Genomic DNA, 17232 nt, shown 5'->3' on the forward strand with positions numbered 1-17232 from the left:
TCATGAAAAAACAATTGCGCTTAATTCCCAATAAAACAATCTTAAAATATCTCTTAATAATACAATTTCTATTATTAGGAGGGTCTTTGCTATTATTTCAATCCTATAAAAATGAGAAACCAGTAAACCCAATAAAAAAAGATAATAGTGCCGAAATAAAAAGACTATCAGATATTGCAGATGTATATTTTGATACCAATAAAAAAGACAGCGCAATTTACGTTTTCACTAAGGCTAAAAAGCTTTGCGATCCCAATAAAAATGCTGTCGATTATGTATATGCTTTATCTTGTATCGCTGAACTTCAATTACAACAAGGGAATTATAATGCCAGCGAAGCCAATGCTACAGAAGCATTACCTTATTTAAAACATATCAAAAATCCCAGATATTCATGGATAGTATATAATTTATTAGGTATTAACTACACAGATAATTATGACAACGCCAATGCTATTATATATTTCAAAAAAGCTATAGACCTGAAAACTAGCGCATGGAGAAAATACATCGCTTTAAATAATTTAGCTGCTGTTTATATGAATCAAAAGAAATATAAAGAGGCAATGGATATATTTAATATACTAGCTTCACAAAAAAATATTTCAAAGTACGATGCTATTAATCATAACAATTATTCTTTTGTAATCAATAATTTAGGTTTTTGTCATTATAAACTAGGGAATTCAAAAAAAGCATTATACTGTTTTTACGAAGCATTAAAGATCAGATTAAAACCGGAGACTCAGGAAGGATTGGTGACAACGTATAAATATCTTTCGATGTATTTTGAAAAAACTAATCCAAATTTATCCAGAGAATATGCCAGAAAAGCTTATGATCATGCATCAAAATTAAACAATCCTACAGATAAAATTGAAGCACTAGGATTACTGATCAAACGAAGCGAAGGGACTGAGTTAAAACGACATTCACTATCTTATTTAAGACTTGTTGATAGCGTTAGTATTGCAAAACAAACTGCAAAAAATCAGTTTACAAATATCAAGTATACTTCTAAAAAAGACAAAGACGAAAATTTAAAACTTAAGGCTCAGAAGGTTGAAAATAAACTTCAATTAGAAAGACAAAAAAAACGAATTATTATTGCTTACATTATAATTGTATTTATTCTTGGACTTGTGGCGTTTCTTTATTTCCATCTAAAAGGAAAAGTAAAAAAAGAAAAAGACGATGCAGTCTTTAAAAGTGAACTACGAATATCAAAAAAATTACATGATGAACTTGCTAATGATGTTTATCAAACTATGGCTTTTGCAGAAAATAGAGATCTGAAATTAAGCGAAAACAAAGAACATCTCTTAACCAATTTAGAGAATATATACTTAAGAGCAAGAAACATATCTAAAGAAAACAGTAAAATAACAACAAATGAAAATTATCCCGCAGCATTAAAAGAAATGATCGCCGGCTATAAAACACCTAAAATTAATATTTTACTAAATGGTTTTGATTCGGTTTTGTGGAGTAAAATCGAGAAAAACAAAAAAATAGTCCTTTATCGGGTTTTACAAGAACTGTTTCTAAATATGAAAAAGCATGGTCAGGCAACATTAATAAGTATTACCTTTAAAATAATAGAAAAAAATATAGTCGTTACTTACAATGATAACGGCGTTGGAGTCAATAAAAATGATCTAATTTTAAAAAATGGCTTACAAAATGTGGAAAACCGTATTAAAACTATAAATGGAACTATTATTTTTGACCCTGATTATGAAAAAGGCTTTAAGTTAAGTTTCACTTTACCCATTTAAACAAAATATTATATGTTCAAAAAAGTTTTAGTTGCCGAAGATTTAGATAGTATAAGTATAGCTGTTATACAAGTACTTGAAGACCTTAAAATCCCAACAATTCATCATGTGAAGTATTGTGACGATGGCTTATTAAAAGTAAAAAAAGCATTATTAGACAATGAACCATACGATTTACTTATAAGCGATTTGTCTTTTAAAACAGATCACAGAAAGACGACTCTTACTAATGGCGAAGATTTAATAAAAGCTGTAAACAGTGTTCAGCCTCAATTAAAAAAAATAATTTTCTCTATTGAAGATAAATCTTATCGAATAAAATCACTTTTTAATGATTTGGGGATTAATGCTTATGTTTCGAAAGGAAGAAATAGTATTGAAGAACTAAGAAATGCAATTGAAGGAACTTTTAGAAATGAAGAAAAAATACTTTCTTCTGATTTATCTTTTAGTTTTAACGACAAAGCTCTTATCGAAATTGAATCATATGACATCTCAATCTTACAACTTTTAGCACAAGGATATATTTTAGAGCATATTTCAAATGAATTTAAAGCTTCATGTATTACTCCAAATGGAACAAGTAGTATTGAAAAAAGAATCAATAAACTAAAAATATATTTCAAAGCCAATAACAATGTTCATTTAATTGCGATTGCTAAAGACTTTGGTTTAGTTTAAATTTTCCTGTCTTTTACGGATTCCCGTAAGGAAATGCTTTTTTATAGCTATAGATTTGTATATAATCTATATAACTAACCAAATGAAACCACGATATAGAATTAATTTGGTATCTAGAATTAATACCACTAAAAATAAAATTATTATGAAAACTATGATTCTTTGTCTTTTACTATCAATGAGTTTTGCTTTCATTTCAGAAAAAACAGGATGGATCGAAGTAGATTGGAAAATGATATTTATTCCGGCCCTTCTTGTTTTACAAATTATAATTATTACAACAGCCTTAAAGAACAGATATAAAAAAGAGTAAAACCCGCTATCTAGTTTAATTTTTGTTAATGCTAAAAAAATCAAAACAATTAGAATAAAAGAAACTATTGTCAAATTTTGAAATGCTTATATTTGATTCTTTAAAATTTTGCATGAAAAATATCCTTAGCTTTATTCTTTTATTTTCTTATTTCTTCTCTTTTTCACAAACTAAAATTCTTTCCTGGAATTTAGAAAACTTTGGTAAATCAAAATCTGAATCTGAATTAAATTTTATAGCCAATACCATAAATAACTATGATATTGTTGCAATTCAGGAAGTTGTTGCCGGTTATGGCGGCGCTCAGGCAGTTGCAAAACTCGCAGAAATTCTAAATGAAAAAGGCGCTAAATGGCATTATCGCATTAGCGACCCAACTAGCAGCAGTAGTTACAAAAGAGAGCGTTATGCTTTTATCTGGAAAACTTCTAAAATAAAACTAAAAGGAAATACCTGGCTAGAAAAAAAATATCACGAAGAAATTGATCGTGAACCTTATTTTGCGACTTTTGAAATTGACAAGAGAACCATAACATTAGTCAGTTTTCATGCTATTACAAAAAGTAAACAACCCGAAACAGAAATTAAATATTTTAAGTTTTTACCTGCAGAATATCCGGATTTAAATTTAGTTTTTCTTGGAGATTTTAATTGTCCCCAATCACATACTGTTTTTAATCCTTTAAAAAAAATGGGATATAATTCTTCTTTACAGAATCAAAAAACCACTTTAAAACAAAAATGTTCTGCTGATAATTGTTTAGCTTCTGAATTTGACAATATATTCTATAAGTCTTTGTCGACAAAATATATTAATTCAGGCATAATTTCATTTCATAAAAAATTCATTTCCTTAAAAGAAGCCCGAAAAATATCAGATCATATTCCTATATGGCTTGAATTTTCTTTAAATTAATTATGTTTTCAGCTTTTTCTTTCTTGCAGCCGGAAACAAAACATTGTTAAGAATTAATCTGTAACCCGGAGAATTTGGATGTAAATCTAAAACTGTTGGCGGATCTCCAACCTGATGTTGAAAATCTTCGGGATCATGACCTCCAAAAAAGGTAAACATTCCTTTTCCTTTTTCACCATGAATATATCGCGACTCGCCATTTAGTTCGCAAGTTCCCATAACCAAAACATTAGATTTTATTAATGAAGAATCGAATGAAGTTGTTTGTCCCATAAAACCTTTAACCAATTGTGTATGATTCTGGCACAACATACTTGGAATTGGATCCCATTTTGCCGAAAATTCCATTAATGTAAAGTAATCTTTTTCAACAGGAATTCTTCGTTTTGTTGTCATATCAATATCTGAGAATTCATAAACTTCGGGTCTTCTTTCTAAAACAAAATCTTTGAAAGCAAACGAATTTGAATAATTCAACTTTGATTGATAATTTGAATCACTTGCATCACCATCAAACATAGCTTCACAAATATCAACTCCATCAGCAGCTAAAACAATATCAAAACTATCTGTTGCTGAACACATGGCAAACATAAAACCACCACCTATTACAAAGTCTCTAATTTTTTTTGCAACGGCACCTTTTTCTTGTGAAACTTTAGCATAACCTAGTTTTGTTGCCAGAGCTTCTGCATCCTTTTTTTGATCAATATACCAAGGTGTATTTTTGTAAGCTGCATAAAATTTTCCGTATTGTCCTGTAAAATCTTCATGGTGTAAGTGCAACCAATCATAAAGCAATAACTGATCGCTTAAAACTTCTTCGTCATAGATTGGTGTAAAAGGAATTTCGGCATAAGTCAAAACTAATGTTACAGCATCATCCCAAGGTTGTTTTCCTTTAGGTGTATAAACTGCAATTTTAGGAGCTTTTTCCAGAATAACAGATTCCATATTTTGCGATGGACTTGATATTTCTTCCAGAATTGAAGCTTCTTCACTATCTGAAAGAATCTCAAAACTAACACCACGAATCTGACATTCTTTTCTAATTTCGGCAACATCAGGCAATAAAAATGATCCTCCTCTATAATTAAGCAACCAACTTGCTTTATAATCTTTACTTAAACACCAATAAGTAATTCCGTATGCTTTTAAATGATTTTGCTGAGTTGTCTCGTCCATTGGTAATAAAATAAACGAAGCTTTTGCCGTAAATGAAAATAGAAATATGAAAATATAAACTAAACTCTTATTCATTAGAAAATTATTTTAGTAAAGATATAAAGGAAGCGCCAAAAAACACAACAGAACTCTAGTTTTATAGCAAGTTCAAACGTTAAATACGAAATCAAATAAATAATGGCCTGATTAAGTTGCAAAAACAGGTAAAAACACCTGAACCAGTAAAACTATTTCTAGCTAAATTTGCTATCCCGAATCATCAAACTAATCAATGAAAAAAAACCAAAACCATGAAGTTTAATGATAGTAATAACCAACCAAAGGGATTAAATGCAATGCAGAAAATTGGCTTATGTTTACTAGTACTGACAATTATTTTATATTATGTTTTATCAATACAATTTCTAGCCAGCTAAATTAAAGTGTGAGATCTGCAATTTCGTTTTGAATTGCATACACTACTAAACCAGCTATGTTTCTAGATTCTGTTTTAAGTAATAAATTATTGCGATGCCCTTCAACCGTTCTCGGGCTTAAATAAAGATGTTCAGCAATTTCTGAAGTTGTTTTTTGCTGACAAATAAGTTGTAGAATTTCTATCTCGCGTGGCGAAAGAAAACTAGTTTCTAAATTACCTTTTGTATTTTTAGACGAAACTATTGTCTCTTGTATTGTTCTTAAAACATTTTCATTATAATGAAATCCTTTTCTATGGACTTCATTAATAGTTCTGATTAAATCTTTGGGTGTTGTATTTTTTATCAAATATGCAACGGCTCCAACCTGAATCATATTGGCAATAAATGACTTTGTATCGTAACTGGTTAAAGCGACTATTTTAATTTCGGGAAATAATTTTCTAATTATTTTTGTTGCTTCAACACCATTTAATACCGGCATTTTTAAATCCATTACGATTATATCCGGTTTTGTTTCGATCTCTTGTAATTGAGAAATAAGATCTTCGCCATTTGAGGCTTCAAAAACGATCTCGATATTATCTTCTCTTTGCAACAAAAAAGAAATCCCTTTACGGAACAAAACTTCGTCATCGACTAAAGCAATTTTAATAGCGGCACTCATTTTTTTTATTTTTGGTCGTTTGGTCTGCCGAAATTACAAAATATGAACCAAACAAATACGTAAACCCTCATTATATTATGTGAAAAACCTATTTATTATTCGATTTTAAGTTAAAAAGTAAAAATTACAGCTATTCCTTTACCTACTTCAGAATCTATTTTGATTGTTCCGTTTAAAAACGAAATACGGCTATCAATATTCTTCATACCTAAACCTTTTTGATTTTCAATACTTTTGCTATCAAAACCAACTCCATTATCTTCGTAATTACAGGTATTAATTCCGTTTATATTTTTGAAGGCAACCCAAATTTCGGTTGCTTTTCCATGACGAAGTGAATTATTCATTAGTTCTTGCAAAACTCTAAAAATGTGCAAATGACGATCAATGTCTTTTTCGTCAAAATCAATTTCATTTTTATAATATGTTTTTATTGCTTTACTACTTTCAAATTCTTCGCATAATTCTTCAACACCCGCATTCAATCCGAATTTTTCAAAAACGGGCGGTAATAAATTATGGGCTATTTTTCTCGAATTTTCAAGTGCTTTGGTTGTCAATGCAATTATATTTCCGGTAATTTCCATTGTTTCAGCTTCGGTAAGATTTGGCGCAGTAAGTAAATGACTGTTTAGCGAAACAATATTAAGTTTAGAACTAATATCATCATGCAAATCCTGAGCGATTCTTTTACGCTCTTCTTCCTGAGTCACAATAATCGCATACAATTGATCTTTTTGATATTGGATTTCTAAGTTCTTATTTTCAATTTCTTTCTGAACAATTTTCTTTCTGGAGAAATAGAAAAACAACACCAAAACAAGTCCCATCAATAAAAAGGAAACACAACTAAATATAACAGTTGCTACGATTTCGGATTCTGGAATTACTTTTGGACTCATATAAAAGGGAAGCTTTATTTTTAATATTGTTCATCAAATACAAAATCAAATATATTATATTTAATCTAATTCTTACTTTAAAAGATTCTGGGACAAAAACAAATCTCTACCAAAACATAAATTTTAATAGAGATTTTATTTATTTTTATCTAAAACACACTTTCCGTTTTATGGAGCAGTTGGATCACCATTAGGTGGACAAGGACGCGTTGCATCATAAACATCTTGGCTGTCTGCAGTTTTACCTGTTGAAGATATTCCATTTTTAATCGCATTGTTTTTATCCAATCCTATCAAAATGGTAGTCACTTTTCCAATAGGATTAAGCACTAAAAACAACCCAATATTGGCCGTATTTTTGTTTTTTAACATATCAACAATGATAGCAACTTCTAAACTATAATATTTAAAACGGGATCCTTCATACGAAAGTACTTCGTCTAAATCTGAAACAGTATTCAATTTTTTCTGCCATGCATTAATACCATCCAAAGCAATATCAGGCGAAATTAAATGATCATTTAGAAGCGCTGTTCCTTTACTTGTTTTATTAGTTGATGTTCTTAATACAGAAAATTTATCTGTACCAGAAGCGTCTTTAAGAATTTTAGAATCAACACTGGCAAATTCTTTTCCGGTTTTATCAACTCCAATAACTTTAATTTGTAACGTATTATCACTATAGCCTAAAACAAACTGAACATATTCCACATTTGGTGTTTCCACCAATTTAGACATTGCATCAGTTGGAAATAAATAGGCTGTAACTTGTTTTTGAGAATCTGCGAATTTAGCATCCAGCTTTGCTGTTTGCCAATTCTCCTGTTCCGCTTTCGAAACAGCGGAATTGTTTTCTTGTGAATTCTCTTTTTGACAAGAGAACATCAATAGTGCTATCAAGGCAGCACCAAACAAACTGGTTCTTTTCATTGTTAGTAATTATTAATTAAACAAATAAGCAATTCAGCTTAGACTGAAATATTCAAAATAAAATCTCTATTAAAACATTCATTCCAATAGAGATTTATTAATTGTGGTTAATCTGAAATTATTAATATGGTGGTGAAGGACGTGCTCCGTCAAATACATCACCAGCATCAGCTTCTTTACCTGTAATAGAAGCGTTTTTAATCGAATTGTTTTTATCTAAACCGATCAAAAAAGTAGTTACTTTTCCAACAGGATTAAGTCCTAAAAACAAACCAATATTTACGTTTTTTTTGTTTTTAAGCATATCCGCAACGATAGCAGCTTCTAAAGTGTAATGCTTAAAACGAGCACCTTCATACGAAAGCACTTCGTCTAAATCAGAAACTGTATTTAATTTTTTCTGCCATGCATTAATACCATCTAACGCATCGTCAGGCGAAACTAAATGATCATTTAAAAACGTTGTCTCTTTTATTGTTTTGCTAGTAGATGTTTTTAATGAAGATAATTTATCTATATCAGAAGTTTCGCTAAGGATTTCAGAATCAACGCTTGCAAGTTCTTTCCCTCCTTTATCAACTCCAATAACTTTGATTTGTAAAGTATTATCGCTGTAACCCAAAACAAACTGAACAAATTCTACATTTGGTGTCTCTACCAATTTAGCCATTGCATCAGTTGGAAATAAATAAGCTGTAACTTGTTTTTGAGAAGTTGCGAATTTAGCATCCAACTTTGCGGTTTGCCAATTCTCTTGTTCCACTTTTGAAACTACGGAACTATTTTCTTGCGAATTCTCTTTCTGACAAGAGAACATTAAAAGTGCTATCAACGCAGCACCAAATAAACTGGTTCTTTTCATTATTAGTAATTATTGGTTAAACATAATAGATCATTCAGTTTATACTGAAATAATCAAAATAAATTTCTATCAAAACGTTCCTTCCAATAGCCATTTATTAATTGTGGTTAATCTGAGAATATTCTAATTAATCAAAATGGCGGTGAAGGACGTGTTCCATCATATACATCACCAGCATCAGCCTCTTTACTTGTTAAGGATGTTTTCTTTATTGAATTGCTTTTATCAAGTCCTATCAAAAAAGTAGTCACTTTTCCAATAGGATTAAGCCCTAAAAACACACCTATATTTACTGTGTTTTTGTTTTTCAACATATCAACAATAATAGCACTTTCGATGCTGTAATGTTTAAAACGAGCGCCTTCATAAGAAAGTATTTCGTCTAAATCAGAAACGGCAGACAATTTTTTCTGCCATGTATTAATCCCATCCAAAGCAACATCAGCTGAAATTAAATGTTCATTTAAAAGTGTTGTTCCTTTGTTTGTTTTACCGCTTGATATTTTTAAGGCAGACAATTTATCGGTATCAGAAGCATCTTTAAGAATTTCAGAATCAACGCTTGCAAGTTCTTTCCCTCCTTTATCAACTCCAATAACTTTGATTTGTAAAGTATTATCGCTGTAACCCAAAACAAACTGAACAAATTCTACATTTGGTGTCTCTACCAATTTAGACATTGCATCAGTTAGAAATAAATAAGCTGTAACTTGTTTTTGAGAAGCTGCGAATTTAGCATCCAACTTTGCAGTTTGCCAATTCTCTTGTTCCACTTTTGAAACTACGGAACTATTTTCTTGCGAATTCTCTTTTTGACAAGAGAACATTAAAAGTGCTATCAAGGCAGCACCAAATAAACTGGTTCTTTTCATTATTAGTAATTATTAGTTAAACATAATAGATCATTCAGTTTATACTGAAATATTCAAAATAAATCTCTATCAAAACGTTCCTTCCAATAGCAATTTATTAATTGTGGTTAATCTGAGAATATTCTAATTAATCAAAATGGCGGTGAAGGACGTGATCCGTCATATACATCATCTTCAGAGTCTTCTTTACTTGTTAATGATGTTTTCTTTACTGAATTGTTTTTATCTAAACCGATCAAAAAAGTAGTTACTTTTCCAACAGGATTAAGTCCTAAAAACAAACCAATATTTACGTTTTTTTTGTTTTTAAGCATGTCAGCAACGATAGCAGCTTCTAAAGTATAATGCTTAAAACGAGCACCTTCATACGAAAGTACTTCGTCTAAATCAGAAACTGTATTTAATTTTTTCTGCCATGCATTGATTGCATCCAATGCAACATCAGGCGAAATTAAATGTTCATTTAAAAGCGTTGTCTCTTTTATGGTTTTGCTCGTAGATGCTTTTAATGACGATAATTTATCTATATCAGAAGTTTCGCTAAGGATTTCAGAATCAACGCTTGCAAATTCTTTTCCTGCTTTATCAACTCCAATAACTTTGATTTGTAAAGTATTATCGCTGTAACCCAAAACAAACTGAACAAATTCTACATTTGGTGTTTCTACCAATTTAGCCATTGCATCAGTTGGAAATAAATAAGCTGTAACTTGTTTTTGAGAAGCTGCGAATTTAGCATCCAACTTTGCAGTTTGCCAATTCTCTTGTTCCACTTTTGAAACTACGGAACTATTTTCTTGCGAGTTCTCTTTCTGACAAGAGAACATTAAAAGTGCTATCAAGGCAGCACCAAATAAACTGGTTCTTTTCATTATTAGTAATTATTAGTTAAACATAATAGACATTTCAGCTTGCACTGAAATATTCAAAAAAAATCTCTATTAAAATATTCATTCCAATAGAGATTTATTAATTGTGTTAATCTTAAAATATTCTAATTATTGATTAGCAGGTTCAGGATCCCCATAAGGAGGACAAGGACGTGACGCATCATATACATCGGCGCTTGCTGTTTTACCACTAATAGAAGTTTTTTTAATCGAATTATTTTTATCTAATCCAATCAAAATAGTAGTTACTTTTCCTATTGGGTTAAGTCCTAAAAACAAACCAATGTTTGCAGTGTTTTTGTCTTTTACCATATCGGCAACGATTGCAGCTTCTAAAGTATAATATCTAAAACGTTGTCCTTCATAAGAAAGAACTTCGTCTAAATCTGATAAAGTATTTAATTTTTTCTGCCAAGCATTGATACCATCCAGAGCAACGTTAGGCAAAATTAAGTGATCATTTAAAAGAGCACTTCCTTTGCTTGTTTTGCTGTTTGATGCTTTTAATGCAGCCAATTTATCGATATCAGAAGTTTCGTTAAGGATTTTAGAATCAACACTGGCAAATTCTTTTCCGGTTTTATCAACTCCAATAACTTTGATTTGTAAAGTATTGTCACTATAACCTAAAACAAACTGTACGTACTCTACATTTGGTGTTTCGACCAATTTAGCCATTGCGTCAGTTGGAAATAAGTATGCTGTAACTTGTTTTTGGGAATCTGCGAATTTAGCATCCAGTTTTGCGGTTTGCCAATTCTCTTGTTCGGTTTTTGAAACCAAAGAGCTATTTTCCTGCGAATTCTCTTTTTGACAAGAGAACATTAAAAGCACTGCCAGAGCAGCACCTAATAAACTTCTTTTTTTCATCAATAATGATTATTAATTAAGTATTAATCGCTTTTTTATTAAAAAAAATCACTTTCCATTCATACAACACAAACAGCTGATAAACAACATATAAAATTGCATTAAGCATCCATGTTATCATATTGAAATTGTCACTGAATTTTACCGTTAAATTTCCAACTAAAAATAAAATCGTACTTGCAAAGAGGTACAATAAAACTCCCATGTTAATAAAATAAAATTCTTTTTTATCATCTAACATGTTGTAGAAATGAAACGTTGCATATATAATCAGCAAAAACGAAGTGATAAAGATTTCGTATAAGTTGAACTTAAAAAAAAGTTCGGTTTTTAATCCGTATTGAATCGCCAGAGTCAATAGAACTAATACAAAACCTATCTTTATTGCTTTCTTTTGAAATTGGTCCTTTACTAATTCCAGATAAAACAAGCTTAATAATATAAACTGTCCTATAAAATAAATATGCGATACAAAGAGATTATTACTGTAAAGCTCTTTAAAAACATAAGCGCTTAACTGAACACCAATTATCACAAATAAATAAACAGTAAAGATTTTATAAGCTTTTCCATTCTTAAAAAAGCCAAATCCAAATAATAAGAAATTAATCAATAAAAGAACATACCCCGCGTTTACAAAAAATGACCGCATTTATATATTCAACGGACTACCTGGATCAGCTTTACCAGGAGGGCTTGGTTCTGTAAAATCGTAAATTGCGGGAGGAATTGTAGAAAGTACTTCTTTTTCACCGCTTCCAGTAGGAATCATATCTACATAAATACCTGTTTTAGAATCATACTTTGTTCCTACAATCATTAAAGTTTGTTCTCCTTTAGCATTAATTCCAACATATGCTCTTGCAGCATCAATTCCCTGAGCTAAAACAAGCGCTAAATTTTGTACTGGAATTAAGTAAGAATCTACTTTTACTCTGTTTTCATGTTGTTTTGGGTCTTTCCAATTTTTTACCCATTCTTGTGCTGTTACTAAAGGAATTTGAGTATCTCCTTCTTTTAATCTGTTTTCATCTGCCATAATATAAATTTGTTTTTGGTTACAAGTTAAATAGACGACTATTTTAAGCAATCGAATTGCTAAACTACAGAATTTAAATAAGAATTTTAACATTTAAACATAAAAAAAGCCTTATAATAAGGCTTTTTAATAATTTGTTAAAATGGAACATCACTATCATCATCGTCATCATTCAGGTTACTTCCAAATGCTTCATTTGCTGATGGTAAATTTTTAGTTATAAACGGATTATCATCATGATTCATTTTTGATGGTAAGTCATCATAACTTCCTGAAAAATCATCAAGGTTATCAAACTTTCCAAGGTGTCCTATAAATTTCAATCGAATGTTTTCAATACCACCATTACGGTGTTTCGCGATCATAATTTCGGCCTGACCGGTAGTTGGCGATGCTTCATCATCATCCCATTCTTCAATTTTGTAGTATTCAGGTCGGTATAAAAACGATACAATATCAGCATCCTGCTCAATCGCCCCAGATTCACGAAGATCCGATAGCAACGGACGTTTACTTGATCCACGAGTCTCTACAGCACGCGATAATTGCGAAAGTGCAATTACCGGAACGTTTAGCTCTTTTGCCAAAGCCTTTAAGTTTCGGGAAATTGTCGAAATCTCCTGCTCACGATTTCCTCCACCTTTATTATTTCCTCCGGCAGTCATTAATTGCAAATAATCGATGATTATAATTTTGATACCATGTTGTGAAACTAAACGACGACATTTTGCTCTTAAATCGAAAATAGAAAGTGACGGCGTATCATCAATAAACAAAGGCGCTTTTTCTAAGTTTTTTACTTTGGTACTTAACATTTCCCATTCGTGAGGTTCTAATTTACCTGTACGTAATTTCTCTGACGACAATCCTGTTTCAGACGAAATAAGCCTCGTGATTAACTGAACCGAAGCCATCTCCAGAGAGAACAAAGCTACTCCGTGTCCATATTGAATAGCGATATTTCTCGCCATCGAAAGTACGAATGCTGTTTTTCCCATCGCAGGTCTCGCTGCGATAATAATTAAATCGCTGGGCTGCCATCCTGAAGTCAGTTTATCAAGATTATGAAAACCAGTTTCAACACCACTTAAACCTTCTTGTTTGGCAATTTCTTCAATCTTCTTTTTTGCCTGAAGTACTAAACTCTGAGCAGTTTCAGAACTACGTTTAATATTTCCTTGTGTTACTTCGTATAATTTTGATTCGGCCTGATCCAGCAAATCAAATACATCTGCAGTTTCATCATAAGATGCTTCGATAATTTCAGACGAAATTCGAATCAAACTTCTTTGAATGAATTTCTGAAGAATGATACGAGAGTGAAATTCGATATGCGCCGAAGACGCGATTTTTTGAGTAAGCTGAATTAAATAAAAATCTCCACCGGCCAATTCCAGTTTTCCATTTTTCTTCAATTGGGTCGAAACAGTCAGCAAGTCAATTGGCTGTGTTTCGGTAAAAAGCTGAACGATTGCTTCAAAAATAAATTTATGTGAATCTTTATAAAAAGCATCGGCCTGTAAAATATCAATTACATCATCTACCCCTTTTTTATCAATCATCATCGCACCAAGAACTGCCTCCTCTAATTCAAGTACTTGCGGCGGTAACTTTCCTTTTTCTAAGCTGATAATTGTGGTTTTATCTACCTTTACAGGGTTTACATTTTTGAAATTTTCCATATAGCGAAAGTAACAAAATTTAAAAAAAAATTGCTATCGAGTTATAACTATTAATTGTTTATAAATAAGTGTTTTTTGTTCATAACCAAAAAAAAATCCGAAACTGTAAGGCTTCGGATTTTAATCAATCTTGTAAGAATTTACTCTTTATACTCGCCCATATTACTGTATTTGTCCATTCTTTGGGCAATTAAGTCGGCTGTTGATAAGTCTTTCAATTCATTATATCCTTTGGTAATGTATTCGGCAACTGTTTTAAAGGTAGTTTCGCGATCATAGTGCGCTCCTCCTAGTGGTTCCGGAATAACATCATCAACTAATTTTTGTTTTTTCATATCAGATGAAGTCAATTTCAAAGCATCGGCAGCACGTTCTTTATACTCCCAGCTTTTCCATAAAATTGAAGAACAAGATTCTGGAGAAATTACAGAATACCAAGTATTCTCTAACATATAAACTTTATCTCCAACACCTATTCCTAAAGCTCCACCAGAAGCACCTTCTCCAACAATAATTGTGATAATTGGCACTTGTAAACGAACCATTTCAAAAATGTTTCTTGCGATAGCCTCTCCTTGTCCTCTTTCTTCGGCCTCAAGTCCTGGATATGCACCCGGAGTATCTACCAAAGTCAAAACCGGAATACCAAATTTCTCTGCCATTTTCATCAAACGCAAAGCTTTACGGTATCCTTCAGGATTTGCCATACCAAAGTTACGGTACTGACGTGTTTTTGTATTAAAACCTTTTTGCTGACCAACGATCATAAACGATTGTCCGTTTACTTTTCCTAGTCCACCAACCATAGCTTTATCATCTTTAAAATTTCTGTCTCCGTGAAGTTCTAAAAATGTATCACCGCAAATTGCTCTGATATAATCTAAAGTATAAGGTCTATTTGGATGTCTTGACAATTGAACACGTTGCCAAGCCGTAAGGTTTTTGTATATTTCTTTCTTAGTTTCTACTAATTTCTTGTTGATTTCCTTGCAGGTTGGTGTTACATCAACATCAGATTCTTTTCCAATAATAACACACTTTTCTAACTGTTCTTCAAGTTCTTTGATTGGAAGCTCAAAATCTAAATATTCCATGGATTTTTGAATTTTGTTTGTAAATCGAACCGCAAATATAAAAATATTATATCATTGGCACAGTTAATTGTTAGTAAAGTATCAAATTGTGATTTAAAAATAAGTAAACTATTACAGTTCTTTCTTATTTTTATAATGTTTAAAAACGCCATTTAAGATAACTGTAATTACAATTATAATGGCTCCAATATAAAATTCCGTACTCATTTTTTCTTTTCCTCCAAGAATAAAATAAGCCAGAATAATTCCGTAAACAGGCTCTAAATTAGTCGTTAACATCACCGTATAAGGTGTTAGTTTCTGCATCACTTTTACCGAAGCAGTAAATGCATAAGCTGTACAAACAGATGCAAGAACGAGTAATAGAATCCAGTTATCTAATGACATTGTAAAAAAGTCGGCAGTAAATTTTCCCTGAACTAAAAAATAAACAGAAATAAAGAAAACTCCTGCACCAAATTCATAAAATGTAATAACAGACGGTTCATGATCTGAGATTAATTTACCATTCATCAAGGTAAATAAAACACCAAGAATAATGGCTGCCAATGCATAATAAACACCTGTAAGATATTTAATTTCAACTTGCAAGATCAAAGCAAGTCCGGCAATTATAATTAATCCAAAGAAAACTTCATAAAACAATATTTTTCTTCCGTAAAAAAGCGGTTCTAATAAAGAGGCAAAAAATGCTCCCAAAGAAAATATCGAAAGCGTAATTGAAACATTAGAAACATGAATTGCTTTAAAAAAGAATATCCAATGCAGAGCAATCAGTAAACCAACAAAAATCAGTTTAAAGAGTTCTTTTATCGGAACTTGAAAAGATTGTTTTTTATAGACAATAAATGCTCCTAAAAAAATCATTGCAAGAAGCATTCTGAACCAAACCAAATTTTCAGCATCAATTGTAATTAAAGCGCCTAAAATGGCTGTAAAACCCCAGATAAAAACAATTAAATGTAGATTTAAATAACTTTTTAAATTATCGTTTCGCATTGCGTAATAAGTAAACCGCCAGAATTCCAAAAACTATATTTGGGAACCAAACGGCTAATAAAGGTGAGAATGTAGATTTTTCGGCAAGAGTACCGAATATTTTATCAAAGAATACGAAAGAAAACGCAATTGCAATTCCAATAGCCAAATTCGTTCCCATACCACCACGGCGTTTCATTGACGAAACTGCCACCGCAATAATAGTCAAAATAAAAGCGGAAACCGGAACACTATATTTCTTATAAAGTACAACTAAATAAGTATTAATATTTCCGGAACCTCTTTTCCTTTCTTTTTCAATAAAGTCAATTAATTTTCCAAGCGGAAGTGTTTCTGCAATATAAACTACCGGAGTTAAATCTGCCAGTTCAAATTTAAAAGCTACCTTTTTTTCCGGTACCTTTTCAATTACATCATTCAAATCCCCTAACGTTCTTTTTGTATAATCGTATAGAATATATGTTTTAGCTTTCGGATCCCATTTAATACGACTTGCCGTAATTTTATACGTCAATTTATCCTTTTCAAAATGCTCTAATGAAAAATTAAAAGCCGTTTTAGACTCTTCATTAAAACTATTTACAAAAATAAAATCATTATCATTAATTTGTCTGTACACATTAGTATTATTCCCCATCATCTCTGCTTTTCCTCCACCTTTTAGATACGTATATCTAAAATTATTAAAGCCTTCGCTGGCAGCAGGAACAATAAAAAATCCCATCAAAAGCACAAAAACTGATACTATAGAAGCACCAATAATGTATGGTCTTAAGAAACGTGTAAAAGAAATTCCAGAACTCAAAATTGCAATAATCTCAGTATTATTTGCCAGTTTTGAGGTAAACCAAATTACTGATAAAAACAGAAAAATCGGAAATAATGAATTCGCAAAATAAATTGTAAAGTTGTAATAATAGATTGCGATTTCAGTAAACGGAATCTTATTTTCCAGCATTTTATTAACCTTCTCAGAGACATCAATTACAATTCCAATTGGAATAAATAATAATATCATTACCGAAAAAGTCGCTAAATATCTTTTTAAAATATACTTATCTATTATCGTCAGCATATATTTTTTTTGTTTGTTTTGTTTGAGGTTTCAAGTTTCACGTTCTGGTGAGAACTTGAAA

Annotated in this window: 18 protein-coding genes; 4 read left to right on the forward strand and 14 right to left on the reverse strand. The window is 31.2% G+C overall.

What is annotated here, in order from left to right:
• Positions 1–2 precede the first annotated feature (2 nt).
• From CLU81_RS07400 to CLU81_RS07415, 4 genes are all read left to right on the forward strand, one after another.
• Positions 3–1778: a tetratricopeptide repeat protein gene (locus CLU81_RS07400; RefSeq protein WP_099709233.1), complete on the forward strand. Its 1776-nt coding sequence runs from the start codon at positions 3–5 to the stop codon at positions 1776–1778.
• A gap of 12 nt (positions 1779–1790) precedes the next feature.
• A complete protein-coding gene (locus tag CLU81_RS07405) occupies positions 1791–2459 on the forward strand; it encodes a response regulator transcription factor (protein WP_099709234.1) in 669 nt (222 codons plus the stop codon).
• Positions 2460–2604: 145 nt separating this feature from the next.
• Positions 2605–2772, forward strand: coding sequence for a hypothetical protein (locus tag CLU81_RS26765; protein ID WP_158235317.1), 168 nt, complete (start codon positions 2605–2607; stop codon positions 2770–2772).
• A gap of 112 nt (positions 2773–2884) precedes the next feature.
• Complete coding sequence (locus CLU81_RS07415; protein WP_099709236.1) at positions 2885–3688, forward strand: endonuclease/exonuclease/phosphatase family protein; 804 nt, start codon at positions 2885–2887, stop codon at positions 3686–3688.
• Here CLU81_RS07415 and CLU81_RS07420 read toward each other — a convergent pair whose 3' ends face one another.
• The 14 genes from CLU81_RS07420 to CLU81_RS07485 all read right to left on the reverse strand — a co-directional run bounded on the left by CLU81_RS07420 (position 3689) and on the right by CLU81_RS07485 (position 17171).
• Complete coding sequence (locus CLU81_RS07420) at positions 3689–4948, reverse strand: asparagine synthetase B (protein WP_099709237.1); 1260 nt, start codon at positions 4946–4948, stop codon at positions 3689–3691.
• 342 nt (positions 4949–5290) lie between these two features.
• The gene (locus CLU81_RS07425) at positions 5291–5956 is read right to left on the reverse strand and encodes a response regulator transcription factor (RefSeq protein WP_099709238.1); all 666 of its coding nucleotides are present in this window, start codon (positions 5954–5956) and stop codon (positions 5291–5293) included.
• Between the two features lie 110 nt (positions 5957–6066).
• The gene (locus CLU81_RS07430; protein ID WP_099709239.1) at positions 6067–6858 is read right to left on the reverse strand and encodes a sensor histidine kinase; all 792 of its coding nucleotides are present in this window, start codon (positions 6856–6858) and stop codon (positions 6067–6069) included.
• A 168-nt stretch (positions 6859–7026) separates the two neighbouring features.
• Entirely contained in the window at positions 7027–7788 is a 762-nt protein-coding gene (locus CLU81_RS07435; RefSeq protein ID WP_099709240.1) for a hypothetical protein, read from the reverse strand.
• Between the two features lie 121 nt (positions 7789–7909).
• Positions 7910–8650, reverse strand: a complete 741-nt coding sequence (locus tag CLU81_RS07440; protein ID WP_099709241.1) for a hypothetical protein — start codon at positions 8648–8650, stop codon at positions 7910–7912.
• Between the two features lie 131 nt (positions 8651–8781).
• The gene (locus CLU81_RS07445; RefSeq protein WP_099709242.1) at positions 8782–9522 is read right to left on the reverse strand and encodes a hypothetical protein; all 741 of its coding nucleotides are present in this window, start codon (positions 9520–9522) and stop codon (positions 8782–8784) included.
• A 131-nt stretch (positions 9523–9653) separates the two neighbouring features.
• Positions 9654–10394, reverse strand: a complete 741-nt coding sequence (locus CLU81_RS07450; protein WP_099709243.1) for a hypothetical protein — start codon at positions 10392–10394, stop codon at positions 9654–9656.
• 126 nt (positions 10395–10520) lie between these two features.
• A complete protein-coding gene (locus tag CLU81_RS07455) occupies positions 10521–11282 on the reverse strand; it encodes a hypothetical protein (RefSeq protein ID WP_099709244.1) in 762 nt (253 codons plus the stop codon).
• Positions 11283–11298: 16 nt separating this feature from the next.
• A complete protein-coding gene (locus CLU81_RS07460) occupies positions 11299–11934 on the reverse strand; it encodes a hypothetical protein (protein WP_099709245.1) in 636 nt (211 codons plus the stop codon).
• Positions 11935–12321: a hypothetical protein gene (locus CLU81_RS07465; protein ID WP_099709246.1), complete on the reverse strand. Its 387-nt coding sequence runs from the start codon at positions 12319–12321 to the stop codon at positions 11935–11937. It lies immediately after the preceding gene.
• Positions 12322–12458: 137 nt separating this feature from the next.
• Positions 12459–14003: a replicative DNA helicase gene (gene dnaB, locus CLU81_RS07470; protein WP_099709247.1), complete on the reverse strand. Its 1545-nt coding sequence runs from the start codon at positions 14001–14003 to the stop codon at positions 12459–12461.
• Between the two features lie 140 nt (positions 14004–14143).
• A complete protein-coding gene (locus CLU81_RS07475) occupies positions 14144–15097 on the reverse strand; it encodes an acetyl-CoA carboxylase carboxyltransferase subunit alpha (protein ID WP_099709248.1) in 954 nt (317 codons plus the stop codon).
• 111 nt (positions 15098–15208) lie between these two features.
• Positions 15209–16096: a DMT family transporter gene (locus tag CLU81_RS07480; protein ID WP_099709249.1), complete on the reverse strand. Its 888-nt coding sequence runs from the start codon at positions 16094–16096 to the stop codon at positions 15209–15211.
• Positions 16083–17171: an LptF/LptG family permease gene (locus tag CLU81_RS07485; RefSeq protein WP_099709250.1), complete on the reverse strand. Its 1089-nt coding sequence runs from the start codon at positions 17169–17171 to the stop codon at positions 16083–16085. The genes CLU81_RS07480 and CLU81_RS07485 overlap by 14 nt, the downstream gene beginning before the upstream one ends.
• Positions 17172–17232 lie beyond the last annotated feature (61 nt).

It is taken from the genome of Flavobacterium sp. 9 (assembly GCF_002754195.1).
In the GTDB taxonomy this organism is placed as follows: domain Bacteria; phylum Bacteroidota; class Bacteroidia; order Flavobacteriales; family Flavobacteriaceae; genus Flavobacterium.